This window comes from Streptomyces sp. NPDC058751, assembly GCF_042746485.1.
Taxonomy (GTDB): domain Bacteria; phylum Actinomycetota; class Actinomycetes; order Streptomycetales; family Streptomycetaceae; genus Streptomyces.
The window spans coordinates 25,465-52,318 of record NZ_JBHYPZ010000039.1 but is presented as its reverse complement, the minus strand read 5'-3'; the positions used below and the strand labels follow the sequence as shown (position 1 = coordinate 52,318).

Annotated in this window: 19 protein-coding genes; 6 read left to right on the top strand and 13 right to left on the bottom strand. The window is 72.6% G+C overall.

Features of this window, described 5'->3' with window-relative positions; translation table 11 throughout:
* Nucleotides 1–3 precede the first annotated feature (3 nt).
* The gene (locus ACFW6B_RS30510) at nucleotides 4–2,091 is read left to right on the top strand and encodes a SpoIIE family protein phosphatase (RefSeq protein ID WP_386600992.1); all 2,088 of its coding nucleotides are present in this window, start codon (nucleotides 4–6) and stop codon (nucleotides 2,089–2,091) included.
* A gap of 21 nt (nucleotides 2,092–2,112) precedes the next feature.
* On the opposite strand, the gene ACFW6B_RS30505 is transcribed toward ACFW6B_RS30510, so the two are convergent.
* From ACFW6B_RS30505 to ACFW6B_RS30480, 6 genes are all read right to left on the bottom strand, one after another.
* A complete protein-coding gene (locus tag ACFW6B_RS30505) occupies nucleotides 2,113–2,979 on the bottom strand; it encodes a YhjD/YihY/BrkB family envelope integrity protein (RefSeq protein ID WP_386600990.1) in 867 nt (288 codons plus the stop codon).
* Between the two features lie 258 nt (nucleotides 2,980–3,237).
* Nucleotides 3,238–5,331: a SpoIIE family protein phosphatase gene (locus tag ACFW6B_RS30500; protein WP_386600988.1), complete on the bottom strand. Its 2,094-nt coding sequence runs from the start codon at nucleotides 5,329–5,331 to the stop codon at nucleotides 3,238–3,240.
* 185 nt (nucleotides 5,332–5,516) lie between these two features.
* Nucleotides 5,517–6,713, bottom strand: a complete 1,197-nt coding sequence (locus ACFW6B_RS30495; RefSeq protein WP_386600986.1) for a glycoside hydrolase family 64 protein — start codon at nucleotides 6,711–6,713, stop codon at nucleotides 5,517–5,519.
* A 172-nt stretch (nucleotides 6,714–6,885) separates the two neighbouring features.
* Nucleotides 6,886–8,163 (bottom strand): family 16 glycosylhydrolase, encoded by a 1,278-nt coding sequence (locus ACFW6B_RS30490; protein WP_386600984.1) that lies wholly within the window; start codon nucleotides 8,161–8,163, stop codon nucleotides 6,886–6,888.
* A 321-nt stretch (nucleotides 8,164–8,484) separates the two neighbouring features.
* Nucleotides 8,485–10,257: a hypothetical protein gene (locus ACFW6B_RS30485; RefSeq protein ID WP_386600983.1), complete on the bottom strand. Its 1,773-nt coding sequence runs from the start codon at nucleotides 10,255–10,257 to the stop codon at nucleotides 8,485–8,487.
* A gap of 212 nt (nucleotides 10,258–10,469) precedes the next feature.
* A complete protein-coding gene (locus tag ACFW6B_RS30480) occupies nucleotides 10,470–11,633 on the bottom strand; it encodes a serine/threonine-protein kinase (protein ID WP_386600981.1) in 1,164 nt (387 codons plus the stop codon).
* A gap of 422 nt (nucleotides 11,634–12,055) precedes the next feature.
* Here ACFW6B_RS30480 and ACFW6B_RS30475 point away from each other — a divergent pair, with 422 nt between their 5' ends.
* Nucleotides 12,056–13,210 carry a S1 family peptidase gene (locus ACFW6B_RS30475; protein WP_386600979.1) on the top strand — a complete coding sequence of 385 codons (1,155 nt, stop codon included), beginning with the start codon at nucleotides 12,056–12,058 and terminating at the stop codon, nucleotides 13,208–13,210.
* Nucleotides 13,211–13,337: 127 nt separating this feature from the next.
* On the opposite strand, the gene ACFW6B_RS30470 is transcribed toward ACFW6B_RS30475, so the two are convergent.
* From ACFW6B_RS30470 to ACFW6B_RS30460, 3 genes are all read right to left on the bottom strand, one after another.
* Nucleotides 13,338–16,142, bottom strand: a complete 2,805-nt coding sequence (locus ACFW6B_RS30470; RefSeq protein WP_386600977.1) for a hypothetical protein — start codon at nucleotides 16,140–16,142, stop codon at nucleotides 13,338–13,340.
* Nucleotides 16,143–16,349: 207 nt separating this feature from the next.
* A complete protein-coding gene (locus ACFW6B_RS30465; RefSeq protein ID WP_386600974.1) occupies nucleotides 16,350–17,771 on the bottom strand; it encodes an alpha/beta fold hydrolase in 1,422 nt (473 codons plus the stop codon).
* A 672-nt stretch (nucleotides 17,772–18,443) separates the two neighbouring features.
* A complete protein-coding gene (locus ACFW6B_RS30460; protein WP_386600972.1) occupies nucleotides 18,444–18,788 on the bottom strand; it encodes a DUF1330 domain-containing protein in 345 nt (114 codons plus the stop codon).
* A gap of 349 nt (nucleotides 18,789–19,137) precedes the next feature.
* Between ACFW6B_RS30460 and ACFW6B_RS30455 the strand changes: the two genes are divergently transcribed.
* Nucleotides 19,138–19,959: a maleylpyruvate isomerase family mycothiol-dependent enzyme gene (locus tag ACFW6B_RS30455; protein ID WP_386600971.1), complete on the top strand. Its 822-nt coding sequence runs from the start codon at nucleotides 19,138–19,140 to the stop codon at nucleotides 19,957–19,959.
* A 58-nt stretch (nucleotides 19,960–20,017) separates the two neighbouring features.
* Here the strand turns inward: ACFW6B_RS30455 and ACFW6B_RS30450 are convergent, their stop codons facing one another.
* The 3 genes from ACFW6B_RS30450 to ACFW6B_RS30440 form a co-directional block, all read right to left on the bottom strand.
* Complete coding sequence (locus tag ACFW6B_RS30450) at nucleotides 20,018–21,910, bottom strand: glycoside hydrolase family 15 protein (RefSeq protein WP_386600969.1); 1,893 nt, start codon at nucleotides 21,908–21,910, stop codon at nucleotides 20,018–20,020.
* Nucleotides 21,911–22,077: 167 nt separating this feature from the next.
* Nucleotides 22,078–22,602: a hypothetical protein gene (locus ACFW6B_RS30445; RefSeq protein ID WP_386600967.1), complete on the bottom strand. Its 525-nt coding sequence runs from the start codon at nucleotides 22,600–22,602 to the stop codon at nucleotides 22,078–22,080.
* A gap of 56 nt (nucleotides 22,603–22,658) precedes the next feature.
* Nucleotides 22,659–23,081, bottom strand: a complete 423-nt coding sequence (locus tag ACFW6B_RS30440) for an ATP-binding protein (protein WP_386600966.1) — start codon at nucleotides 23,079–23,081, stop codon at nucleotides 22,659–22,661.
* Nucleotides 23,082–23,478: 397 nt separating this feature from the next.
* Here ACFW6B_RS30440 and ACFW6B_RS30435 point away from each other — a divergent pair, with 397 nt between their 5' ends.
* Entirely contained in the window at nucleotides 23,479–24,144 is a 666-nt protein-coding gene (locus ACFW6B_RS30435; protein ID WP_386600964.1) for a hypothetical protein, read from the top strand.
* A 173-nt stretch (nucleotides 24,145–24,317) separates the two neighbouring features.
* Here ACFW6B_RS30435 and ACFW6B_RS30430 read toward each other — a convergent pair whose 3' ends face one another.
* Nucleotides 24,318–24,809, bottom strand: a complete 492-nt coding sequence (locus tag ACFW6B_RS30430; protein WP_386600962.1) for an FBP domain-containing protein — start codon at nucleotides 24,807–24,809, stop codon at nucleotides 24,318–24,320.
* 71 nt (nucleotides 24,810–24,880) lie between these two features.
* On the opposite strand from ACFW6B_RS30430, the gene ACFW6B_RS30425 reads away from it, so the two are divergent.
* Nucleotides 24,881–25,450 (top strand): TetR/AcrR family transcriptional regulator, encoded by a 570-nt coding sequence (locus ACFW6B_RS30425; protein WP_386600960.1) that lies wholly within the window; start codon nucleotides 24,881–24,883, stop codon nucleotides 25,448–25,450.
* A gap of 180 nt (nucleotides 25,451–25,630) precedes the next feature.
* The gene (locus tag ACFW6B_RS30420; RefSeq protein ID WP_386600958.1) at nucleotides 25,631–26,686 is read left to right on the top strand and encodes a PucR family transcriptional regulator; all 1,056 of its coding nucleotides are present in this window, start codon (nucleotides 25,631–25,633) and stop codon (nucleotides 26,684–26,686) included.
* Nucleotides 26,687–26,854: the final 168 nt, after the last annotated feature.

The following is a 26,854-nucleotide window of genomic DNA, read 5'->3' as shown; positions in this document are numbered from 1 at the left end:
GGGATGACAGCCGAGTCCACGCAGTCCGACAGTACGGGCGGCCACGAGCCCGAACCGCCCAGGCCGTCCAGGCGGTCCAGGCCGTCCGGGCTGCTGGACGTCCTGCGCGTGGGGGCGCTGGTCCTCGACGCCGACGGGCGCATCGTGTTCTGGACCCCGCAGGCCCAGGAGCTGATCGGGTACTCGGCGGAGGAGGCCCTCGGCAAGTACGCGGCGCGTCTGATCATCCACCCCGAGCACCTCCAGACCGTGACCGAGCTGTTCGCCGATGTCCTGGAGACGGGACGCAGTTGGGCGGGCGCGTTCCCCATCCGGCACAAGGACGGCAGCACCCGTCTCATGGAGTTCCGCAACATGCGGCTCCTGGACGACCTAGGGGACGTCTACGCCCTGGGCATCGCGGCCGACCACGCCCTGCTCCAGCGCGTCGAGACCGATCTGGCCCTGTGCGAGCGGCTCATCAACCAGTCGCCCATCGGACTGGCCCTGTTGGATCCCGACCTGCGCTACCTCATGGTCAACCCGGCGCTGGAACGGATCGACGGCATCCCCTCCGAGGACCACGTCGGCCGTCATCTGCGGGAGGCCCTGCCCTTCCCCGACGTGGACACCGTCGAGTCGGCGCTGCGTCAGGTGCTCACCACCGGCACGCCGTTGCTCGACCAGTACCACGTGGGCCGTCCGCCCGCCGATCCCGACAACGAACACGCCTGGTCCCTGTCCTTCTACCGGCTGGAGGACGCGGGCGGACGTGTCCTGGGCGCGGCCGCCTCGGTCGTCGACGTCACCGAGCGCCATCGCGCGGCCGCCGAGGCCGACCGCGCCCGGCGTCGCCTCGCGCTCGTCGCCAGTGCCTCCACCCGTGTCGGCACCAGCCTGGAGGTGGAGCGGACCGCCCGCGAGCTCGCCGACATCGCCGCCCCCGAACTGGCCGACGTGGTCGCCGTGGACGTCCTCGACTCCGTCCTGGCCTGCCGCCGCAAGCGCAGGCCGGACAACGGCCCGGAGTTCTTCCGCGCCCTGGCCCTCAAGGCGTCGCACCCCACCGTGGCCCTGCGCGCCGCGGACTCCCCCGGCGACCTCGCCACGTACGACGGTGACCGCCTGGTGACCCTGTGCGTCCACACCGGCAGGCCGGTCCTGGTGCCGCACGTGAGCGAGCGCGACCTGCCGCGCATCGCCCGCGACGCCGAGGGCACGACCCTGCTGGCGCAGGCCGGTGTCCACTCGTATCTCGCGGTGCCGCTGATCGCGCACGGTGAGGTGCTCGGAGCCCTCGACCTCAAGCGCACCCGCAATCCGGTGCCCTTCGACGAGGACGACGTGGTGCTCGCCGGTGAACTGGCCACCCGGGCCGCGGTGGCCATGGACAACGCCCGTTGGTTCCAGAGCGTCCGCAACACCGCCGTCACGCTCCAGCGCAGCCTGCTGCCCGAGCATCCGCCCCATCTCACCGGTCTGGACATCGCGTCCCGCTACCAGCCGGCCCAGGCCACCAGCGAGGTCGGCGGCGACTGGTACGACGTGATACCGCTGGCCGGCGACCGGACCGCGCTGGTCGTGGGCGACGTCATGGGCAACGGCATCGACGCCGCCGCCACCATGGGCCGGCTGCGCACCGCCACCTGCGCCTACGCCGACCTCGACCTCGACCCCGGCGAAGTGCTCCAGCACCTGGACAAGATCACCTGCGATCTGGAGCACTACATCGTGACGTGTCTCTACGCGGTGTACGACCCCCACACCAGGCAGTGCCGCATCGCCAACGCCGGGCACATGCCGCCCGCGCTGGTCCGTTCCGGCGTCGCCCCCTCGCTGCTGGACCTTCCCCCGTGCGCTCCCCTGGGTGTCGGTGGCGTTCCCTTCGAGGCCACGACGGTCGGACTCGGCCCGGGTGATCTGCTCGTCCTCTACACGGACGGGCTCGTCGAGACCCGGCTGCATCCCATCGACGACCGCCTGGACGTCCTCCTCGGCTTCCTCGACGAACCGGACAGGCCGCTCGAGGAGATCTGCGACCTCCTCCTGTACGGTCTGCGCACCTCCGAGGACCACGACGACGTCGCCCTGCTCATCGCCCGCGCCGAGTAGCACTGCCGCTTCTTCGTCTCCCTACCGCTTCTTCGTGTCCCTACCGTTCTTCGTGTCCTTCGCGCGGCGGCGGGAGGAGACCTGTTCGCGCGTGGTGCGCCACTTCGACCTGGCCTGTTCGACCACGCTGTCCCATTCGCGGCGGACCTCGTCGTCGGAGGGGCGGTCGCCCGCGCTGATCCGGTCGAGTTCGTCACCCATCTCCCGGCCGAGGGCCGCCGACGCGACGAGGACGAACATGGCGGCGAAGAGCGCCGAGATCATCGCGAAGACGGCGCCGATGGCCCCGTAGCGTCCGGCGTAGGAGTTGAACAGGCGCGGCAGGTAGACGGTCGCGCCCACCGAGTACAGGGCGGTCAGCACGCCCGCCGTGATGCCGAAGGGCAGCAGGTCGCGCCAGGCGATGCGCTTCGCGGACAGCGCCCAGCCGCTCCAGACGAGGAAGAGGACGCTCACCGGGACCTCGCAGACCGCGGCCACCACGCCCAGTTTGCTCCCCCCGAGGGTCGCGTGGAGCCAGCCGGTGACGACCGCGTAGCCGCCGAGCCCGAGGATCCACCACAGGCCGTTCCTGGTGTTGCGGACGCTGAGCGGGGCCAGTTCCCATGTCTGCTCGAAGAGGCGCTGCGTGGCGCGGGCGAAGCTCAGCATGGAGACGAAGAGGAACAGGCCCCCGAAGACACCCACGCTGGCGCTGGCGCTCTCGGCGGGGTCGAGGAGCGACTTGACCGCCTCGGCGCCCTGGCCGGTGAGGCTGTAGCGCTGGATGATCCGCTCGGCGACGTCGTAGTCCGAGAAGCTGCTCAGCACGGCGCCGATCAGGATCGTGAGCGGGATGAGCGCGGTGAGCGCGCTGGACGCCAGGGCCATCGAGCGGTCGAAGCCCACGATCTTCTGGAACCGGCTGACGACCCGCAGCGCGAACGCGGGACGCAGCCAGAACGTCAGCGTCCGGACGAGGCGCTCGCGATTGATCTCCGCCGTCCTGTCCTCCGTATCCTCGGGCCCGGTATGGCGTTGCGAGCGTAACGGACGGCCGTCCGGGCCGGGACGGCCGACACGGCCCGTGGTCCGCGTCCGGTCCCGGCGGCCGGGGCGGGGCCCCCGGCCGGTCGCCGACCGGGTCCGGGCAGGCGTCCGACGCGGTCATTCGTCCTCGGACAGGGCGACCTCCGCCCAGATCGTCTTCCCGCGGGACTCGGGCCGGGTCCCCCAGCGCCGGCTGACCTGCCAGGTGAGGTAGAGGCCCCGGCCGCCCTCGTCGACCTCTTCGGCGTGCCGGAGGTGGGGGACGCTGCTGCTGTCGTCGGTCACCTCGCAGACGACCGCGGACCCGTCGAGGATGAGCCGCACGCCGATGGGACCGTCCGAGTACCGGACCGCGTTGGTGACCAGTTCGCTGATCACCAGGGTGACGGTGAAGGCGTGCCGTTCCAGTCCCCAGTCCGTCAGGACGCGCTCGGCGCGGGAGCGGGCCTCGGCGACGGACGCCGGATGGTTGAGCAGCGTCCACGACACGACCTTGTCCGCCTCCAGCACGCGGGTGCGGGCCAGCAGCAGGACGGCGTCGTTCTCCATCTGTTCCGGTGCCAGTTTGTAGAGCACCTCGTCGCAGATCTCCTGCAACGGCCGGTCGACCGGCCGCAACGCGTCGCCGATGCGCTCCAGTTGTTCCTGCGGGTCGTCCGAGACGGCGCGCAGCATGGCGGTGTTGGACAGCAGGAGGACGCTGTCCTCGGCGATGTCGAACTCCGCGGTGTCGTACTTCGCCAGACCGCGGCCCAGCGGCGGCCCGGCGGGCACCACGGCGTACTCGACGGTCCCGTCGGGCAGGGCGAGCACGGGAGGCGGATGCCCGGCACTGGCGACCGCGCAGCGGCGGGTGACGGGGTTGTAGACGAGGTAGAGGCAGGTGGTGTCCAGGCGCTCGTCGTCGGCCGTGGCGTCCGGACGCCTCGGCCGTTCCCCGTGGAGCCGGGTCACCAGGGCGTGCAGCCGTTCCAGGACCTCTTCGGGTGCCAGGTCGAGGACGGCCAGCGCGCTGATCGCGGCCCTCACCTCGCCCATGGTGGCGGCGGCCTCAAGACCCCGGCCCACCGTGTCGCCCGCCACCAGGGCCACCCGTGCCCCGGACAGCGGGATGACGTCGAACCAGTCACCGCCCGCGCCGAGCGGACAGTAGCTGGAGGCGGTCTCCACGGCGCCGTGGCCGAGGACCCGGGGCGGCCGCAGGCTGAGCTGGAGCAGGCGGCCGGCCGAACGCTCCCTGGCGTACAGCCTGGCGTTGTCGAGGCACAGGGCCACCCGGTCGGCGAGTTCGGCGGCCAGCGCGAGGTCGCCGTCGTCGAAGGCGTACGGGGTGTGGTTCCGGTAGCAGTGGGCCAGCCCGATCACCGAACCGCGGGCGGTGAGCGGCAGCACGAGCAGCGAATGCGCCCCGGCTTCGGTCAGGCGGTGCCCCCGCACCGGCTCACGCTGCAGCCAGCCCGTGTCGGCGGCCAGGTGCCGGACGGCGCGGGGCCGGAGGTCGGACAGGCACTGGGCGAAGGGGGTCGCCGCGGACAGGCTGATCGCCTCGCCGATGAAGGGGAGGTACCGCTCGGCGTCCAGGGCGAAGGCGCGACGGCTCGTGCACCGCAGGGCCCCGTGGTCCAGGAAGGTGCCCGGGGCACCGGCCTCGCCCCGCAGGACGGAGTCCAGGACCTCGACCACGACCGTGTCGGCCAGGTCGGGGACCAGTTCGTCGGCGAACTCCTGCGCGGTGCGGAAGATGTCCAGCGTCGTGCCGATGCGCCCGCCCGCCCGCTCCAGCAGGGCCAGCCGCGCCGCCGCCCGCTCGCGCTCGGTGATGTCCACCACCGCCGTGGCGACCCCCAGGACGCCGCCGGTGGAGTCCTCCAGCCGGAAGCAGGAGACCGACAGCACGATCTCGGGCTGGTCGGGACGCAGACGGCCGCGCACCTCGACGTCCAGGGCGGGCGCACCGGTGTCGAGCACCTCGAGCAGCGTCGCCTCGTAGTCTCCGGTGTAGAAGTCACCGGCCCATTCCCTCGGGTGGTGCCCCAGGGCCTCTTCGAGGGCGAACGCCTTGACGTAGCGGGCCGCCGTGTTGAAGCGCACCAGACGAAGCTGTGTGTCGAGGACGTGCAGCCCCACGGTCGACTCGGAGAAGAGCGCCCCGAGAACCGCCTTGTCCAGCTCCGCGTCCGGTCGGCCATGTCCGCCCAGCGATGCATCCATGAAACTTCCGTAGACCGTTGACCACCTGCACATTCCGGTTTGTCAGGGTTCCACCCTATGCGCTTCGCGGCGACGCGCGACCGGAGCGCCGGCGCGGGCCGGTGTTCCCGGTCCGCACCGGCGCTCGGCGGCCGGATCCGGTGCCCCGCCCGTGCCGGCGGGGCGCCGGGGTCCTGGAAGGGGTCCTAGAAGGGCGACAGGGTCAGGCGGATCGCCTTGGGAGCGCCGTCCTGGATGAAGGAGGCGAAGTCGGCGACGTCGTCGAAGGCGAAGCCGTACGCCTTGCCGTCCTCGGTGGCCGCGTGAACGGCCTTGGAGTAGTGGTTGGTGAGCTCGGTCCGGTAGAAGTCGGCCGGGGACGTGGTCGGCTGTGCCGGGTTGCTGAGCAGCGTGGAGCGGTTGAACCCGGCGCCGAGCACGGCGGCCACCGGGCCGGTCGTGCCGTCGTTGGGCGCGGCGAGGTTGCCGTCGCAGAAGAGGACGTCACGGGTGGAGGGCCTGGCGAACGAGACGGAAGCGGGTCCGTCGAACGTGAACCTGCCACCGCGCACCCGGCCGGTGAACGTGCCGGCATTGGTGGTGACGGTCAGGTCCTTGCCCGTGTACGTGCTCCACACCTCGTCGATGTACGGGGCGAGGTAGTCCTTGGCGAACAGGCCGGCGTCCAGGCCGTGGCCCGGGGCGATGATGCGGAGGTCGTCCATCACGAGGGGCGCGAAGTCCTCGTTCTGCTTGAGCGCGGCGAAGGCGGCGGCGCGTCCGCCGTCGCGGACGGTTCCGGTGGTCTGCTCCTTGGCCCCGCTCAGCCGGATGTTCATGGGCACGCTGAACATGTCGACCATGGTCGTGTTGCAGAACATGCCGGCGGAGTTGTAGGTGAACTCGGCACAGTCGTGCAGCACCCCGAAGCTGGGGTCGGACTCGACCCAGCCGGCCGGGAACTGGAGGGCCGCGTCGCCGTTGCCGTCCCGGACCGCCTTGAACTTCAGCTTCGCGCCCAGCGACACGTAGATGCGGCCCGACATGAACGGGAGGTCGATCCGCGTCTCCCCGCTCCCGGCCAGCGGGAGGGCGTAGTCGGTGAACCCGTCGGCGCCGTTGTCCGAGAGGGAGATCGGCGCGAGCGTGCCGTCCTGGGTGACGCGGACCTGCTTCCCGTCCTGGTTGCCGACGATGTACACGTGCACCGAGCCGTTGTCGAACGAGCCGCTGTCGTTGACGATCGTCAGCGGGAGCGAGTCGGCGGCCTTGGTGGAGGAGTCCGTCTGGCCGGCCATGGCGTACGGCGCGATCGCGGCGGCGGCGGGCGCGGCCACGGCGGCGCCGCCGAGGGCGAACAGGGCCTTGCGACGGGTCAGGTTCCGCTGGTGACGAGCAGTCATGTGCCGTGTGCTCCTTGGTGCTTGCGCCTGGGGAGGCGGTGGGGGGATTTTTTGGGGGGAAGAGGGAAAGGCCGCCGGGAGGTTCGGCCGGGCTCGCTCGGGAGAGCGGCGGGGCCTCGGTGCCCGGCCGCGCGACGACCGGCCGCGCGACGACAGGTCGGACGGCGTCCGGTCAGACGAGCGTCCACTTCTGGTTGGCCGTTCCCGCGCAGGTCCAGATCTGCAGACGGGTGCCGTCGGCCGAGGAGTTGTCCTCGGCGTCGAGGCACTTGCCCGAGCCGGTGTTCGTCAGGCCACCGGCGGAGGCGAGGTTCCACTGCTGCGCCTTCGTGCCGTTGCAGGTGTAGAGCTGCACGGGGGCGCCGTTCTCGGTGGAGGCGGCGCGCACGTCGAGGCACTTGCCCAGGGCCCGTACGGTGCCGTCGGCGCCCACGGTCCACTTCTGGGCGTCGGCCCCGTTGCAGTCGTGGAGCTGGATCGGCGTCCCGTCGGCGCTGGAGGCGCCGGCCACGTCGACGCACATGCCGCCGATGCCCTTGAGGGCGCCGGTGGTGCCGGTCCCGGCGGAGGGCTTGCCGGAGTCCGCGGCGGTGACCCGCACGTAGTCGACGGTCATGCTCTGCGGGAGGGAGGTGCCGGAGTCCGGGCTGCCGGGCCAGTCACCGCCGACCGCGAGGTTCAGGATGACGAAGAACGGGTGGTCGTAGACCCACTTGTTGCCGTTCACGTCGGACGGCTTGCGGGTCTCGTAGGCCTGTCCGTCAACGGACCAGGTGATGGCGGTGGGGGTCCAGTCGACGGCGAAGACGTGGAAGTCGTCCGCGAAGGCCCTGCCGTTCGGCAGCGTGTACGCGGCGCCGATGCCGCCCGCACCGGAGTACCCCGGACCGTGGATGGTCCCGTGCACCGTGCCGGGCTCCTTGCCGACGTTCTCCATGACGTCGATCTCACCGCTGTTCGGCCAGCCCGCGCTGCCCAGGTCGTCGCCCAGCATCCAGAAGGCGGGCCACACGCCCTGCCCGCGCGGCACCTTGATGCGGGCCTCGAAGCGGCCGTACGCCTGGGTGAAGGTCCGGGCGGTGTTGAGCCGGGCCGAGGTGTACCGGCAGGTTCCGTACCAGCACTGGAGCCCGCTGTCGCCGTTCTTGCGCGCGGTGATGACCAGGTGGCCGTTCCCGTCGAGGGCGGCGTTGTCCGTGCTCTTCGAGTAGTACTGCAGCTCGTGGTTGCCGTTGCCCGAACCACCGGTCTCCAGCGTCCACTTGGCGGAGTCCGGGGCGCTTCCGGCGGCTCCGTCGAACTCGTCGGACCAGGTCTGCGCGACCGGGGCGGCGTGGGCCCGGTTCGCGGCCGGACCCGTGGCGGCGAACAGGACACCACCGGCGACGCCCGTGGTGAGCAGCAGCGCCAGTCCGCCGAGGGACCATCGGCGTGCGCGATGAACAGCCATGGCTGAACACCCCTTGTCTGTTTGTCCGTGGGGGAGTTTGCACCCGTGCCACGTCCGTCTTCACCGCAAGCGGAGCAAAGTTCTGAGAGCGCTCTCCGTCGGCATGGGCGGCACCGGTGAGCCCCGATGCTACGCACGAGTCATTGAGCGTCCAACTGTCGCGAGCACACCTCAAATCGCCCTGACCAGTGATTACTTGCCCGAGCGAGCCACACCCACGGTTGCTTAAGACGCGTTTAAGCCGCACTTAAGAAGAAGCGTTCCGCTTTTCGAGCGCAATCCGCCCGTCTGTCGCGGATGCGCACGGCCGGCCGCCGGAGCTCAGTTCCCGCCCGGCGGTCGCTCCCCGTCCACCGCTCCGGACGGGCGGTACACGAACGTCGGGAACCCCTGCCCGGTCGCCCGCGTCCAGGCGGGCACGACCGACTCCCCGTACTCCGCGCGGGCATGGGCGAAGACGGTGACGCAGCGGGCGTGGACCCGCGTCCCGTCGGTACGGCGGGTGAGCGCCAGCAGGGAGCGCAGCGCCGCGACCGCGTCGTCGGCACGGCCGTCGGCCAGGTGGGCGCGCGCCTCCCCGTCGAGCGCGAGCGCGAGACCGGTGCGGGTGGCGGCCAGGGACGCCTCGTACCGGCCGGCCCCGGGGCCCTCCGAGGCGTCGGTGAGGATGGACTCCGACTGCGTGCAGCAGGCGACGGCCGCACCGGGGTCACCGGCGCCGCGGAGGGCGCGGCCGAGCACCCTGAGACGGCGGGCCGTCAGGACGTGATGGGCCGTCCGGTCGGCCCCGGCCAGACGGCGGGTGAGGACCACCGCCTCCCGGGCGTCCCCCACCGCGCCGCCGTGGTCTCCGTCGTCCTGCCGCAGGAGGCTCAAGTCCTCCAGTACACGGGCCAGTTGCGGCTCCTGCGCGGTGGGGTCGCGGTCCGCCGCACGCCGGTACGCCGCCACGGCGCGCTCTTCGGCGCGCACCGCGCCCCGCCGGTCGCCCGCCGCCCTGTGGCAGTCGGCCAGCCGTTCGAGGCACACGGCGTGGAGGGGTTCGTGGACGGCGGGCCACTCGGCGGCGAGGCCGGCACTCAGCTCCACCGCCTCCCGCCGGATCTTCAACTCCCGCGCCAGGCAACCCGTTTCACGGAGCCGGTCGGCGAGGCAGTCGAGCGCCATGACGAGCAGGGGCTGTCCTGCCGTACGCTCCCGGAGCGCCGTCGCCCGCCCCGGCACCAGGGTCCGGGCCTCGGTCACGGCCTCCTCCGCGGTCGCCCGCGCCGCGGACGGGTCGCCGGTGACCTCCAGGCAGCGAGCCAGATCCGTGAAGAGCCGTACCCGCAAAGGGCGTACGATCTCGGGCGCGACCCGGACCATGACCGCGTCGGCGGCTTCCCGGGCCTCCCGGCCGACGGACAGCGCCTGTTCGTGGCGGCCCAGTTCCACCAGTCCCGCGGTGAGTTCGCACAGCACGCGGACGCGCACCAGTGTCGCGCGGCTCAACTCGCGCACCGACATGGCCCGCAGCAGTCCGGCGCACTCCTCGTAGGCGGCCACGGACTCCTCGGTGCGGTCCAGGGCCGCCAGCACCAGGGCGTAGGTGCGCAACGCGCCCGGCAGGCCGCCCAGGCTCCGTTCCCGCCGGGCCGGGACGAGACGGCGGTAGGCGGCCACGCACTCCCCCGCCGGGCCCAGCGCGTCGTCCGGTCGCGCCAGGCCGTACCGCGCCTGCGCCCGGAGGTGCAGCAGGAGGGCCCGTTGCGCGGGGGGCCACCGCGCGCCCGGCACGGCCGTGGACGCGTCCAGCACCGCGCACGCCTGTTCGCAGCGGTCGACGAGGACCAGCGTGTAGGCGTGCCAGACGAGAGCGCGGGCCAGCAGGTCCCGGTCCCGCGGGCGGGCGTCCTCCCTCCCGGCGAGCGCCCGGTACACGGCCGTCGCCTCCTCGGCCCAGGCCAGCCGGCGCTCCGGCGGGGGCGGCCGCAGCAGGACCCAGTCCGGGGCCAGGCAACGGGTCAGCGCGGCGCCGAGCAGCCGCCGCCCTGGGCCAGGACCGAGCCGGGCCGCCGCTCTTGGTAACGGCAGCAGTAAACGCACCAGCCCCATCGGCGTCTCCTCCAGGGTTCCTCGTCCAATGGACGGCCGAGGGCCCGTATTGGTTGCCCGGACCGCGCGGAGCCGTCACCCCGCCGGCGCCGCGGAAGGGCGGCCCGGCCGGTCGGGGTGACGGTCTCCGTACGCGGACCGCTTCAGGCCGTAGGCGCGGATCCCCTCCCGGGTGACGCGGTTGCCCGCGCGGTGCCGGCGCCGTCCGGCGGTCACGGACCGGCGGGTGAACCCTCCGGCGCCGTGGGGGCGGTGGCGGAGGAGCTGACCTCGCCGGTGATACCGGGATCCGGGGTCTCGGCCGAGCTGCTGTCGGGCGAGAACACCGCCACGCCCACGAGCACCGCCAGCAGGAAGACCACGGCTCCGGCGGCCGCGCCCGCGACCCGCCGCCGGTCGGCGAGGAGTTCATTGACCCCCGAGCGCGGGCGCCTGCGCGACCGGTGGCCGCCCGAGGTGTCCCTCATGACCGACGGCAGGGCGTACGTGGTCGCGGGGCCCGCGGGCCTGACGGCCTGCCGGTGGCGTCCCGGCTCCGGCATCGCGGCCGGGAGCGGCTCGGCATTCCCCTTCCAGGAGCCCGAGCTGTACCAGGCGGCCGTCTGGACCGCGGTGGGCCGGTCCTCGGGCTGCTTCGCGAGCAGCCCGAGCAGGTAGTTCTCGAAGGCGGGCGGCAGATCGGCGCCGAGCTCCCGCGGCGGAGTGGGAGGGGTGTCGAGATGGTGGTGGAGGACCGCGACGGGGCTGCCCGCCTGGAACGGCGGCCGGCCGGTGAGGAGTTGGTACAGGACACAGCCCAGCGAGTACATGTCGGAGGGCGGCCCGGCGGTCTTGCCCAGGGCACGCTCGGGGGCCAGGTACAGGCTGGTGCCGACGATCTGCCCGGTCGCGGTCAGGCCGCCCGCCGGATCGTCCATGAAGCGGGCGATCCCGAAGTCGCCGATCTTGACGCTTCCCTCGGCGTCCAGGAGCAGGTTGCCCGGCTTGATGTCCCGGTGCACGATGCCCTGCTGGTGCGCGGCGGCCAGCCCCGCGGCGGCCTCGGCCGCGATCCGCGCGACCTGCCCTGCGGGAAGCCTCCCGGCGTCGTTGAGGACACCGGCGAGACTGTCGCCCTCGACCAGCTCCATCACGAGGAACAGCCGGTTCTCGTACGCCCCGAAGTCCAGGACGCCCACCACGTGGCGGTGGTTGAGCAGGCCTGCGGTCTGGGCCTCCAGACGGAACCGGGCCGCGGCCGTCGGGTCGGCGTCCTGGGAGAGCAGCAGCTTCACGGCCACGGACCTGCCGATCATCTCGTCGTAGGCCCGCCACACCTCCCCCATGGCGCCCCGCCCGAGAGCCGTCTGCAGCCGATACCGCCCCGCTATCAGCACTTGTGCTTCATCCTCACTCAGTTGGGATCTCGTCGTCCGCCACGGGTCGATTCCCTACCGAGCATGAGTGATCATCGGGGCGCCGCAGCAGGTTGAGCCTACTGCCAACGCGACAGTGATCAGACGCTGTTCACCCTCGGCCTCAAGATCGCGGAGAACCGGTCGGTGTGCCACCGGACCCTGACGGAAAGTGACCCCGAACGCCCTCCCGGGACCACGCCGACGAGGGCGAGGGAAGCCGTTCCCCGGCCGCCGAGAACACCGGAAGCCCGCACACTTCGGACCGAACCGAGCGAGCGGTCCGTGCATTGGTATGGACCTGGTTGGAGCCTCACACTACTCTCTTCCACGCAACTCTGAGAGCGCTCTCTCCTGCCCTTCGCCCCACTCACCGACCATCGGATCGACGAAAGGCAATCACCGTGAGACGCACCACAGTTCTTCGCTTCGCTTTATCCGCGGGCCTGCTCGTCAGCGCCGCGACGCTCGGACTCGGCCAGGCCACCGCCGCCGAAGCCCCCCTCGCCGCCGGGACATCCCGGGCACCGGCCTCCTCGGCGCTCATCTCGGCCATGCAGCACGATCTCGGACTCACCCGGCAGCAGGCGACCACCCGGCTCGCCCAGGAGACCGCCGCACGCGGTGTCGAGCGCACCGCCCGGCGCGCGGCCGGCGCCTCCTACGGGGGCTCCTGGTTCGACGCCGGGAGCGGCAGGCTCGTCGTGGCCGTCACCGGGGCCGCGGCACGGGACGCCGTGGAGGCGACCGGCGCGCGCGTCACCCTCGTCGAGCACAGCGAACGGCAGCTCGACGCCGCCATGGCGCGCATCGACGCGCTCGACGCGCCGGCCGGCGTGAGCAGTTGGCACGTCGACCCGAAGGCGAACTCCGTGGTCGTCGACGTGGTGTCGGCCCACAAGGACGACAACGATGTCCGGACCTTCGTCACGCGCGCCCGCGCGTCCGGTCCCGTCGTCGTGCGGCAGACCGGCCGGGCGCCGAGTACGTTCGCGGCCGGCACCGTGGGCGGAGACCCCTACTACACCGGCAACGTCCGCTGCTCCATAGGCTTCTCGGTGTACGGCGGCTTCGTCACCGCCGGGCACTGCGGCCAGCCCGGGGCGGGTGTCCGCGGGTGGGACGGCAGCTACATCGGCAACTTCCAGGGCTCCTCGTTCCCGGACAACGACTACGCCTGGGTCAACGTGGGCAGCGGCTGGTGGACCGTTCCCGTCGTCCTCGGCTGGGGCACCGTCTCCGACCGGCTCGTCCGCGGTTCGGCCGAGGCCCCCGTCGGAGCGTCGATCTGCCGCTCCGGCTCGACCTCCCACTGGCACTGCGGCAACGTCCTCGCGAAGAACGAGACCGTCAACTACAGCCAGGGCGCCGTGCGCCAGATGACCAAGACGAGCGTCTGCGCCGAACCCGGCGACTCGGGCGGCTCGTTCATCAGCGGCGACCAGGCACAGGGCGTCACCTCCGGCGGCTGGGGCAACTGCAGCAGCGGAGGCCAGACCTGGTACCAGCCCGTGAACGAGATCCTGAACCGCTACGGGCTCACCCTCCACACCACCTGAACCGGCCGCACCGGCCCGCCCGCGCGCCGGGCGGGCCGGTGCGCCCGCGGGCAGTCCGGACCGCGCGCCGCCGGAGGGCCCGGAGCCGAGGGGTCCGGGTCCGTCCGGCGCGCGGTCCGGCGGCGGGCTACGCCGGGTCGCGCACCGTGCCGGTGAACTCCGGCCCGTCGCCCTGCGATCCGGTCCCGTCGTCGTAGAGCCGCAGCTGCAGCCTCAGCGTCTCCGCGGGCTCGGTCACCGTGTCCCTCACGGTCGGAACGGTGATCTCGGTGCTCGTCCGGCCGGGCGGGACGTCGGCGAACAGGAAGAATCCGCGCAGCCGGGACAGCGGCCGTGACGGCAGCGGATCCTCGCCGGAGTACATCCGCAGCCACTCGGGATCGACGTCGGTGGTGGACAGTTCGGTGCCGGAGGTGACGGGAAGGACCACGGCTTCGGCCGCGATCTCCACGTCGGCCGCCGCGGAGAGGGACATCCGCCAGGTCAGTTTCCCGCCCTCGGTGGTGCTCGCGGAGGCCGGGGTCACCGTGATGACGGGTATCGGGTCGTCGTTGCGGGCGGTGACACCGCCCCGGTAGGCGCCGGTCACCACGCCATGGACCGCCTTCGCGAAGATGTCGTACGACATGTCGTACCCGTAGCGCGTGTTGCCCCGGACCTCGACCGGCACCTCGGGGTTCCGACCGCCGGACCGTACCGTCACCTCGCGCGAGGTGGTCCGGCCCGTGGCCGGATCGACGACGAACAGACGGACCGTGCCCTTCCCGTGTCCGGTGACCTTCACCGGCACGCGGTAGGTCCGCGCCCCCGCGTCACCCTCCTCGACGGTCAGCCGGCCGACGTCGACGCGCGCCAGGTCCGCGGCCCGGACCGCGGGCGTTCCGGCGCGCCAGCCCCACGCGTCGACGAGCCACGCCTTCCCCGACCCGGTGCGCGGGACGATCTCCAGGGACCTCAGCCGGCGCGGATCGAGTCCCGCCCGGATCGCGGCGGCCAGCGGCAGCCGGACCTCCTGACCCCAGTAGGAGGCGGTGCGGTCGGTTCCGGGCAGGCCGTCGAGGCGGACGCTCCCCAGGGTGGCCCGGTGGCCCGAGGCGTCGCTCAGCCCGATGTCGAACCGGGCGTCCCTGGTGTTCGGCGGAACGATCAGGCGCAGCGCCAAATTTTGAGAGCCGGCGATCGAGACCGGCCTCGCCGAGCGGACCCGGACCACGGAGCCGGCGGCCGTCCACCGCAGCGCCACGGCGCGCCGGCCCGGCTCCGTCGACGGCGCCCACGACGCGAAGTGCGGCGACGCACCGTTCGCGCCGGAGCCGAGACAGGCCGCCGACGCGTCCTCGGTCACCTCGTCGCACAGCCTGCCACCGTCGACGGAGACCCGTCCGTCCGGCAGGAACGCCGGGGTGCGGTGCCCGCCGACGGCGTGGGTGAGAACCCTCGCGGGACCGGCGGAGGGGGCGCGCCGCCCCGAACCGTCGAGCAGCGGCCGTACGCGGTCGTCACCGGCGACGAACAGCCGCGCGGCGGCGGCGATGTACGTCGCGCCGGCGGCCTTCTGCTGACGGGCCGTCAATCTCGTGCCGGCACGCGGCGAGCACACCCGGTCGGGCTGCTCCTCGTCGTCCCAGAAGTCGTCCTCCGCGGGCGCCTGGGCCTGGCCCGGAGTCCACTCGCTGTTGAAGAAGTTGTGGTTGGCGCCGACCATGTAGACCGCGCTGTGCAGGGCGGCACCGCGGCTGACCCCGCGCGTCGCGTCCAGGTACATCTGGCCCTGGAGGTCGGACACGTCGCCGTCGCAGCCGGGCAGGACCGTCATGGAGGGCACGTCGGGCGCCGGGTTCTGCCCGAAGACCGTGGGGCCTATGAGGACGGTGCCGCGGATGCGCCAGCGCACCGGCCCGTGGTAGCCGTCCTGGTCGGCCGGGGCGGGGTACAGGCTGTCCATGGCGGCCCGGTTCACGCCCTCGCCGCCGCGCGAGTGGCCGACCAGCAGGACGCGCGACAGGTCCGCGGGAGCGGCCCGCCGTACGACCGGGGGCGCGGAGTCCGGGTGCGCCGACCAGCCCGCCCAGCGGGCCAGGTGCTGCCGCACGAGGGACGACCGGGCCTGCGCTCCGCCGTCCTCGGCCATGTCGTCCTGGCCGTTGATGCCGTTGGCCGCGATGGACACGGTCACGTATCCCTGCGAGGCCAGCAGTTTCTGGTCGGCCAGATAGCCCCGGTGGCTCGGGACGGGTTTGCTCCCCGCGGGGCAGGGCCATGCGCCTTCGTTGCCGGAGCCGCCGTAGCAGGTGGTGTGGCGGCCGTGCAGGAACAGGGCCAGCGGCCGGTGTCCCGGGGCGTTCACGGGCGCGACCACCACGGCCTTCATCTCCACGCGCTCGCGGAAGCCGGGCAGGCGGACCGAGGGGAGTTCGTAGTCACCGGTGGTCGTCCGGTAGGAGCCCGGTCTGCCGGGGTCCACCTCGTTCGCCGGAAGTCGCGTCGCGGGCCGGGCCGACAGGCCGGGCCGCTCCCCGGGGCCGTCCGGCCCGACGGGCCGGTCCTGTCCGGCGCCCGCCGCGTCCAGACGCCGTTCCCCGGCCCGCGCCTGGAGTCCGGACGGCTTGCCGAGCTGTGCCCGGCCCAGTACGAGCCGGAAGGAGCGGCCGTCCGGGGTGCCGACGGGCCGGCCGAGGAGCCGGTCCCCGGAGTAGAAGGAAACACCCGAGTCGCTGAGGGGCACCGGCTCGTCCGAGCGCCAGACCAGTTGCCGCGCCGCCCCCTCTCCGGTGACGCTCCACCCGGCGGGAAGTCCCCCGTCGGCGGCCGCCGCCGGGGCGGAGCTCGCGGGGCCGGCCGTGTCCTGCCGGGCCTGGGCCGGTCCTGGTGATCCCGCGACCGCCGCGATCAGTAACGCGGCGATGATTCCTGTGCGCCGGACACGGAACAAGTTCTTCTCCTCCTGGTCGGCATCAGCCCCCGTCGCCCCGTTGGTCCCGAAGCGCTCCCCCCGTCCCACGAGGACGGTGGAGAAAGCCGGGGGGTTGCCTCGCAGCACCGGCGTTTTGCCCTCAACTCCCGCGCAGGAGGACGGAGTCGGGCACTTCGACGTGCGGGCTCCGGCACCGTGGACCGGTGCCGGAGCCCGCACCAGGGGTCAGGGCTGGAGGGGCATCGTCCAGCAGTTGGAGGTGGCGCGCCTGCCGGAGAGGCGGTCGGTCAGCCAGGAGATGGCGTCGCCCTGGTCGGTGAGGAGGGGTGTCATGTGGTTGAGGAGCAGTTTGTCGCCGAGGTTCGGCAGGACGATGGCCTCGTAGGTGACGTCGGCGCCCTTGCGGCACCAGTCGACGGCGAGTTGGCGTGCCTGGGAGTGCGGGACGATGTCGTCCTGGACGCCGGTGACCAGGCGCACCGGACTGGTCGGCTTCAGGTTGCCGATGCGCTGGTCGGCGAGCGTGTCCTGGAGGGCGGGCGTGCTCGCGACGAGCTGGCTGACGGACTTTCCGTCCGTCGTCCAGGACGTGCTCTTCTTGAACGCGTAGCCGAAGATGGCGTCTCCGACGCACATCGTGGAGAGGTCCTTCAGCGCGGCCTTCCCGGCGGCGTTGATGTGGGCGTCGGCGAAGCCCTGGAGGTCGGGGTCGGACTGCAGGAAGCCGTTGAGGGACCAGCCCAGGGCACCGGCGAGGGCGCTGCCGTCGATGCCCTTGATCACCTCGGTGAGGTCGGCGGGCGGCGCACCGGCGTAGGTGCCGGCCAGCGTGATGTCCGGGGCGTAGGAGGGCTGGAGTTCGGCGGCCGACGCGCTGGCCCCGCCGCCCTGGCTGTAGCCGAAGAGGCCGACGGGCGAGGAGGCGGTGACGGACGCCCCGGTGAGCCCGCGGGCGGCGCGTACGGCGTCGAGCAGGGCGTGGCCGCCGTCGAGGCGGTCGACGTACGTGTGGAGCCGGTCGGTCGCGCCCAGCCCGACGTAGTCGGTGACGACCACGGCCACGCCGGAGGCCAGGAGCCGGTAGATGGCGAGGTCCTCGTAACCGACCGAGACCGTCTCGTCGTTCAGGGTGATCGGGTGTTCGAGGCCCATGGAGGCCGCGCACTGGTCGCCCTGGCCCATGGTGCCGGGGGCGACGGCCACCAGCGGGCGCGCGCCGTCGCCCTTCCAGTCGGCCGAGGGCTCGATGTAGGCGCCGGTCACGGCGACGGGCCGTCCGTTGGAGTCCGTCGACTTGTACATCAGACGGGTCGCGGTGCCGGGGAGCGGACCGTCGAGGCCGGGCAGGCTGATCGCGAGCGGGAGGGGTTCGCTGCGGATCAGGGCGCCGTCGGCGGCGGGGAGGTTCGCGGGCGGCGTGTAGAACGCGGGGATGGTGACACCTCGGGACACCACGTTCCCGGTGTCGGCGGCCACCGCGGGGATCGCCTGGACGCCGAGGCAGGCGAGGACCGCGAGTGCGGTGACGAGGAGGCGGCCGCGGTTGCGCGCGGCGGGCTCGGGGCGCGTGGAGGGCGGGGTCCCTCCGGCGCGAGGACTGCTGATGGACACCGGATGCGGCTGAGCGGTGCTGTGGGGTCGTTGCATGCGGCTCACTCCCTGCTTCGTCAGAACGTGGGGGTCGTGCGGGCGGCCGGCGGCGTCAATGGCGTGACACCGGTACTGGTTCGGGGATGCCGACCGGACCGCCACGGCGGGACTGCCGGTGACGGTCACGGGTCGGTGAGGGGGGAAAGGCGTCGCCCGGAAGCGGACTTGGACAGGACGGGACCGCGCGCCCAGCCGCATCACGGAGGTGGACAGGCCGAAGGAACCGCCCGCGCGCCGTCGGCCGGCGGCGCGTGGTGCGGTGTCCACCCGTACGTCGTACGACGCCGGGCCGGGTGGCACGGCTCGGGGAGTCGGTCCGGCGGAGCCCGGGGGCTCGTGGCTGCGGCCCCGCCGTTCCGATCTGTCTCCCGCTGTCCCGTGCCGCCCTGTTCCTGTCTTCGTTCCCGGGAGTGACGGAGGCCGAAGTCCCGTTCGACACTCGCTAGTTACTCCCGAGTCACATCAGGAGAGTAAAAGTGGATGTCACTCAGTGACAAGATGTCTGCGCGGGTCATCTGCGGGACTTCCTCGGCCGCTCCCGGGAGCGCGTGGGCTCCGCCGCGCGGGCGGCTCACGGCACGATCGGCGTCCCGGACGACGACGCGCCGGAGGGAACGGCGCCGCCCGGGGTCCGGGTGGCGCCGTTCCCTCCGGCGCGTGCCTCCCTGGCTACGCCCCCAGGGCCTCCCTCATCGCCTTCGCGGTGGCCGCCGGGTCGTAGCCCTCGACAACACCCGGGACCAGGATGATGTCCCCGTCGATGTGCCGCGAGCGCAGCGGCGCGATCTCCCGGTACTCGGGCGAGTCCCACCAGGCACGCGCCTCGGCGATCCCGGGGAAGCCGATCACGACGACATGACCGGGCCATTCGCCCTCCACCACCTCGTGCCGCGAGGCGTGCACGAGGAAGCCGCCGCCGTACGGCTCGAAGGTGGCACCGATCCGCTCGATGTACTCGGCGGTCTCGGGGTGCGGTGCGGCTTCCCGCAGACGGGCTATGGCGTACGCGGTCATGATGTCCCTCCGGTCGTCCGGGCTCCGTACACGGACGACCCTGCCAGCCGCTCACGGGGGCGTCGATTACCCGAGGGGTAAGCGGCGGCCCGGGACAGCGTGCCCGGGGGGCGCTCGGGGCGGCCGCGAGGGTTTCCGCGCCACCGGACCCGCCACCGGACCCGCCTCTGGGGCGATTGCCCCCTTTGCCCTCCAAGTCCCGTCGTCCGCGCGCGTTCTCCCTGCTCAGGGTCTTGTCGCTGCCGCCGATGCCTGGTCTTCTGTACGACCGGTGAGCACATGGCGCCTCATCCCGTCACGGTCCGCACGCGGCCCGGGCGGGGCGGGCCCGACAGGAGGGGCGGACGACGTGGACGCAGTGGCTGGGCAGGACGTGCGGAGGCCGCTGCCCGACGGACTGGGTACGGCGATACGCGGGACCGCCGAGGACATCGCCGCGCTGCTGCGGGCCGGCGCCGACACGGAGCGCCGGATCCCCGGGGCCGAGTGGAGCGTCGGCGAGGCGGCCGCGCATCTGGCGCTGGCCAACGAGCTGATGGCCGGGCTCGCGGCCGGACACGCGCGCCCCTACGGGGACGGCACACCGCAGAGCCTCGCCGCCGCCAACGAACGGTCGCTGGCGGAGTTCGGGGAGCGGCGTGCCGAACCCCTGGCCGCGATGATCGTCGAGCACGCCGACGCCTGTGCCGCGTCGCTGGAGGAAGGCACTCTGGAGGGGCCCGTGGTCACTCCGCTGGGCACGATGGGTCCGCAGGACCTCGGGGCGTACCTGCTCACGCACATGCTCGGCCACGGCTACGACCTCGCCCGAGCGCTGGGGCGGCCCCACATGCTCGACCGGGCCCGGGTCGCGCTGACGCTGCCGTTCCTGCTCACGGCGATGCCACGGGTGGCCGAACCGAGCGCCGTCGTCGGCATGAACGCCCGCTACGCCGTACGGCTGTGGGGCGGCGGCGCCTTCGGCGTGACGCTGGCCGACGGCGCGGTGAGCGTCGACGAACGGCCGCCCGCCGGCCCGGACTGCACCATCTCCATCGAGCCGGTCACCTTCCTGCTGATGGCACTCGGCCGCCAGGGGCAGGTGGGACCCATCCTCCGCGGCCGCATCCTGGTCCGCGGCCGCAAACCCTGGCTCGCGCCCCGCTTCCCCGGCCTCTTCACCGCGCCCTGAGCGCACCGGCCCGCCCGCCACGGCGGTCCCGGGGACTCCGGGCCGCGGCCCCGGGGAGTCAGCCGAGCCTGCGGTCGAGGTTGAAGGCGGCGCTGATCAGGGCGAGGTGGGTGAAGGCCTGGGGGAAGTTGCCGCTCTGTTCGCCGGTGTGGCCGATCTCCTCGGCGTAGAGGCCTAGGTGGTTGGCGTAGGTGAGCATCTTCTCGAAGGCGAGCCGGGCCTCGTCGAGGCGGCCCGCCCTGGTGAGTGCCTCGACGTACCAGAACGAGCAGATCGAGAAGGTGCCCTCCTCTCCCTTGAGTCCGTCGGGGCTCGTCTGCGGGTCGTAGCGGTAGACCAGGGAGTCGGAGACCAGGTCCTCGCCCAGGGCGTCGAGGGTGGCGAGCCATTTCGGGTCGGTCGGGGAGACGAACTTGCCCAGCGGCATCATGAGCAGTGACGCGTCGAGGACGTCGCTGCCCTCGCACTGGGTGAAGGCGTTGCGCCTGGCGGACCAGCCCTGGCTCATGATGCGCTGGTAGATCGCGTCGCGGGCGTCGCCCCAGCGCAGGATGTCGGCGGGCAGGCCGCGGTGCCGGGCCAGCCGCATGGCGCGTTCGATGGCCACCCAGCACATGACGCGGGAGTAGAGGAAGGGTTTGCGGCCGCCCCGGGTCTCCCACACCCCCTCGTCGGGCTGGTCCCAGTGCTCGCACACCCAGTCGACCAGTCCGTGGATGTTGTCCCAGTGCGCGCTGGAGAGGGGCTGCCCCCACTTGTCGTAGAGGTAGAGGCAGTCGATGAGCGCCCCGTAGATGTCCAGCTGGAGCTGCCCGACGGCGCCGTTGCCGATGCGTACGGGAGCGGACCCGCGATAGCCCTCCAGGTGGGTCAGCTCGCGTTCGGGCAGGTCACGGCGCCCGTCGATGCCGTACATGATCTGCAGCGGGCCGTCGGGGCCGATGTCCTCCGGTATGCCGGTCTGGACGTGCTCGGAGAGGAAACCCATGAACGCCTCGGCCTCGTCGGTGAAGCCGAGGCGCAGCAGGGCGTACACGCAGAACGCGGCGTCGCGGATCCACACGTAGCGGTAGTCCCAGTTGCGCTCGCCGCCGATCCGCTCGGGCAGGCTGGTCGTCGGCGCGGCGACGATGGCGCCGGTGGGGGCGTACGTGAGCAGTTTCAGCGTGAGGGCGGAGCGGTGCACCATCTCCCGCCAGCGGCCCCGGTAGCGCGACCGCGACAGCCAGTTCCGCCAGTAGCGCACGGTGGCCTCGAACTCCCGCTCGGCCTCCGTCACGGCGCAGAAGCGCGGGGCCACCTCGTCGCTGATCCGGTCGAGCGCGAAGACCGCGGACTCCCCCTCGCGCAGCTTGAACAGCGACCACACGTCGGGGCCCGCGGCCTCGACCGGCACCGTGGCCGTCAGGGCCAGTCTGAGGTCGGGCGTGGCGAAGACGGCGTGGCCGGCGTCGACGTGCACGGTGTGCGGGACCGTCCCGTAGGCGAAGCGCGGGGCCACCCGCGCGCGGAACGGCAGGGTGCCGCGGACGCACACCACCCGGCGGATCAGGCGGTGCCGGCCGGCCTCGCGCGAGTTGTCGACGACCGGCATGAAGTCCTGGATCTCCCCGACCCCGTCGTCCGCGAAGAACCGGGTGATCAGCACGTTCGTGTCGGGGAAGTAGAACTGCTTCGTACGTGCCGGGACGTCCGCGGCGAGTTCGAAGCAGCCTCCCCGGTCGGCGTCCAGGATCGAGGCGAAGACGCTGGGCGCGTCGAAGCGCGGGCAGCAGTACCAGTCGATGGTGCCGTCGGTGCCGACCAGGGCCGCGCTGCGCAGGTCGCCGATCAGGCCGTGGTCGGCGATGGGCAGGTAGCGGGAGGTTCCCGCGCCGTACGGGCCACCGGGCGCGCCATGGGGCACGCCGAAGGCTCCGGCCCCGGGGTTCATGTCTGCCGTACCGGTCATACCGGCCTCCTCCGGGCCGTCCCCCGCGACTCCCCCTCCGGTCCAGGCTAATGAGTCGTCCGGGGGCGGGGGAGGTCGTGGGTGTTTCGGTGCTCCGGTGCTCCGGGGGCTCCGGTGCTCGGGGGGTCTCGCTTCTTCATGTGCTTCGCCTTCGGTGCTTCGGTGCTTCAGTGCTTCAGGACGACCTTGGTGGCGACGATGGTCAGGCCGAGGGCCAGGTTGACGAAGCCCTCGACGACGACCAGTCCGCGGGAGGCGCCGGCTCGGGCGGCTCCGAGACACGCCCACATGACCTGCTGGGCCACCGCGATGCCCAGGGCGATCCACAGGCCCGTGTTCACGGTCGTCCCGAACGCCGCGCTGAGGGCCAGGGCGGCGGCGGGAAGGGTGGCCGCCTCGACGATGGACCACTCGTGCGCGCCGATCCGGCGGATCTCGCGCAGGGTCCGCCGCCGGCCGAAGATGCGTCTGCCGGCGAGCTGCGCGTACACGTGGGTCGCCCAGAAGACCAGGCCGGTGATCATCAGCAGTGCGACGGCCTGGACCCGCGGGTACTCCCCCGCCGTTCCGGCCGTGGCCACCACGGAGGCGGCCAGGATCGAGCCGTAGATGGCGCCCGCGTAGTCGGTGCGGTGGCCGACCGACCGGTCGGCGCCATCCCCGCCCTCGGACGGAACGCTGGAGCCACTCACCCGTCCAACATAGGCGGCGGTCCTGGGCCCCGCCCGCCGGGCGGGGCCGTCCGGGCTCAGCCGCCGTCGCCGTCCTGCCGCCCGGTGCCGGCGGGGCGGAAGCACGCCGTGACCGTCTTTCCGCGGCGCTGGCACTTCATGCCCCACTCGTCCGCGAGCATCCGCACGATGCCCACCCCCCGGCCGGACACCGCTCCCGGCTCCGGGTCCCGCTGGAGCGGTGGTGCGGGGTCCTCGTCGTGGACGCTCACGTGCAGGCAGTCGCCGTCCCAGGTGAGTACGAGACGCGCGTCGCTGTGGGCGTGCACGTGGGCGTTGGTGAGCAGCTCGGAGACCGTCAGCACGACGGCGTCCACGGTCTCGGGCTCCTCGGCCGTCCACGCGAGGGACTCCAGGTGCCGACGGGTCCAGTGCCGCCCGGCGCTCACCCCTCCGGAAACCGGGAACGAGTGTGCCCAGCCCATCGCCTTGACCGCCATCGCCCGACCTCGTTTCCGCTCTCGTCCGTGTCCTCCCGCACGGGTCGTGTACCCGCGCGCCGCCCGTGCAGTCGGCACCACCACCGATGCCCGCGCACATCGGGACGGCCCTCCACGTCTCCCGCCGAGGAGTTCGGGCGGGGCCCATGTGCCGTCCGCGGGGCCCGGACGACATGTGCGGGAGTCAATTCCGGGACATGACCCGAACTCCCCTTTGGGGCGAACCCGTACGCGAAAGGAACAACGGGCCAACACTGTCCGTACTATCTGTTAGCCAGGGCGTACGCACCACGTGCGGTCGCCCAGCCATGCAGCCCGGCCGACACCAACACACCCCGTCCCACGGCATCTTCCGGCGGGTTCATGTGCCGGCCGCGCACCGAAGAGAGGTCTCATCGTGCCCGACACCAAGACTCCCACCGGACTGACATCGCAGTACACGGCCCAGGTGGTCGCCGACCTGGAGCGCAATGCCAAGGACCAGGAACGCATCGGTGCGGAAATGGAGGCGCTGCAGCAGCAGTTGAACGCTCTGCGGCACGACCACGCCGTCCTCACCAACCTGCAGCAGGCGCTGGGGGCCACGACCGCGCCCGTCGAGACCGGCCCCGAGCCGGCGGCGGCCTCCGTGCCCCGGCAGAAGACCTCCGGCAAGTCCGCCGAGGGCAAGCGCGTGAGGACGAGGAAGGCCGACAGCGGAAAGAGCACGGCGGCCCGGGCGTCCGCGGCCGGGAAGCCCGAGGCCAAGCCCGCCCCCGCGCAGCCCACCCTCATCGAACTCATCCGCCGCTACCTCACGGACCAGCGGGAACCGCGCTCCGCCGCGGAGGTCTCCACGGCACTGGGCCAGAGCCATCCCGAGCGTCGCATCCAGACCAATGTCGTCCGGACCAGCCTCGAGAACCTCGTGGCCAAGAGCCATGCCCACCGCGCCAAGCAGGGCAGTTCCGTGTTCTACACGGCGATCGACGCCGAAGAGCCGTCGGTGCCGCCGGCCGCCCCGGAACAGCCCGTGAAGGCGGGGGCGAAGGCCAAGGCGGAGGCGAAGACGGACGGCGGGTGAACCGCTCGGTCCCGGTGCGCGACGTGCGCAGTCCCTGAAGTCCGGTGCCGCGGCCGCGGCGTTCGCGCCGCGGCCCGCCGCCGCACGCACCGCCCGGCGCCGCGAAGCAAGCCGAGGCAGGCCGAGGCACACGACGCCGCGAGGCACACCGCACCCGCACCTCACCTCACCGGTCAGGCCGTCACCTTGGCGATGAACGCCGCGAGGTTCGCCACGGTCCGCTGGATCTTCTCCTCCAGCGTCAGCGACTCGTGCATCCGCCCTCCGACGCCCGCGTCCCTCTTCCCCCGCACGTACAGCGAACAGGCGAGGTCGCTGCACATGTAGGCGCCGACCGAGTTGCCCTGCTGCCCGGCCTTTCCGGCCTTGGGCGCGACCATCAGCGAGACGCCTCCGGTGTGGGTGGTCACGCACAGGGAACACATGCTGCGCCGCAACTGCCCCACCGTCGTACCGGGACAGCGCAGCACGATGCCCTTCGGACCGTCACCCGACTCGGCCACGACGTAGGCGCGCTCGGGCGCCTGGGGGTCCCGCCAGCCGAGGTAGTCCAAGTCGTCCCAGGGCCGCTCGGCCAGGTCGCGCGGGACGGAGAGACGCTTCGCCTCACCCTTGGTGCAGTTCACGAACGCGGTACGGATCTCTTGCTCGGTCAACGGCTTCATAAGGCTCACGGTAATTTGCCTAAAAGCTTTAGGCAAATGCATAATCGGTTACGTCGAAGGAGAGGAAGGGCATGGGTCGCGCGGGACTGAACGCCGAACGCCTGACACGGGCGGGGGCGGAACTGGCCGACGAGGTCGGGTTCGACGAGGTGACCGTCTCGGCGCTGGCCAGGCGGTTCGACGTCAAGGTGGCGAGCCTGTACTCGCACGTGAAGAACTCGCAGGACCTCAGGACCCGCATCGCCCTGCTCGCACTGGAGGAACTCGCCGAGCGGGGCGCCGCCGCGCTGGCCGGACGGGCCGGCCGGGACGCCCTGACCGCCTTCGCGAACGTCTACCGCGACTACGCGCGGGAACACCCCGGCCGCTACGCCGCCGCCCGGCTGAGGCTCGACCCCGAGACCGCGGCGGCGAGCTCGGGCGTCAAGCACGCGCTGATGATGCGGGCGATCCTGCGGGGCTACGACCTCACGGAACCGGACGAGACCCATGCGGTCCGCATGCTCGGCAGTGTGTTCCACGGCTATGTGAGCCTGGAGTCGAGTGGAGGCTTCAGCCACAGCGCCCCCGACTCCACGGAAAGCTGGGAACGCATCCTCGACGCCCTCGACGCCCTCCTGCGCAACTGGCCCGCGCCCTGAGCCCGGCGCCCCGCCCCGCCGACGCCCGGCACAGGACCGCCCTCGCGCTCCCCCGCCGACACCGTGGACCACAAGGCGTGACATGCACATTTCTGATTCCCGGCGGTGTTGCCTAGGCTCTGCGTGCCGGTCACCGTCGAGGAGTCGTCGCCGGACTGTCGAGAACCGGGGGACGGACTGATGGAACGGTGGACGCCCGAGCGGTATCTGGAGGGCTACGCCCGGATACTGGTGGACGTCTCCGCCACCGGCAGACGCCTCACCCGCGACGAGATCGAGTCCCGTCGGAGCCTGGGCGAACGGGCCGCCGACGCCGGTCACGATCTGCCCGCCCTCATCAGCGCCCACCTCTCCGCCGCCCGCGCCGCCTGGCCCGCCTCACCCGGCTCGGCCGACGGCGCGCTCGCCGCGGTCCAGCAGGTCGTCGACGCCTTCGCCGAGGGCTACGGCCGGGCCCAGCTCCTCGCCGTACGCAAGGAGGAGGCCGCCCGGCGGGAGTTCATCGACGACCTCCTCTACGGACGCAGCGACCTGGGCCGCCTGGCCGAGCGCGCGGAGCGCTTCGGTCTGCGGCTCTCCCCCACGCACGCCGTCGCCGTCGCCCAGGGCCCCACGGCCCACGACGAGTCGGCGGCCGTGCCCCGCCAGGTGGAACGGTCCCTCATCGCCCGCTTCGGCGACCGCAGCATCCTGTTCACCACGAAGGACGGCAGGATGCTGTGCATCGCCCCCGGTGAACAGGACGAGGTCCTCACCCACTTCGCCCGGCAGGCGAACACGGCCGCCGACGGCGGGCGGGTGGCCGTCGGCCGGCCCCAGCCCGGCGCCCGCGGGATCGCCCAGTCGTACGAGGAGGCGCTGAACGCCCTCGAACTCGCCGAGCGGCTCGGCCTGGACGCACCCGTGCTGCGCGCCGCCGACCTGCTCGTGTACCCGGTGCTGACCCGGGACCGCCAGGCGATGGCCGACCTGGTCCTCGCCACTCTCGGACCGCTCGCGGCCGCCCGCGGCGGCGCCCGGCCGCTCCTGGACACGCTCACCGCGTACTTCGACACCGGCTGCGTCGCCGCCGCGGCGGCCCGCCGGCTCTCGTTGAGCGTGCGCGCGCTGACGTACCGCCTCGAACGCATCCGCCAGCTCACCGGAGCCGACCCGGCCGACCCCACGCACCGCTACACCCTGCAGACAGCGGTCATAGGCGCCCGCCTGCTGGACTGGCCCGCGCGGAGTCTGTGACCCGGCGACGGCCGAAGACCCGGCGACGACCGAACTCCTGGACGCACGGCGACACGTTCCGGGCCGTCCTGCAACCGAAGCGGCCCCCGATCGTGTCTCACTGCAGACGGCTGGAGCGCGTGGGGACCGGAATGCCCCGCGTGCCCCACGTCCTGGGGAGGCATGGGT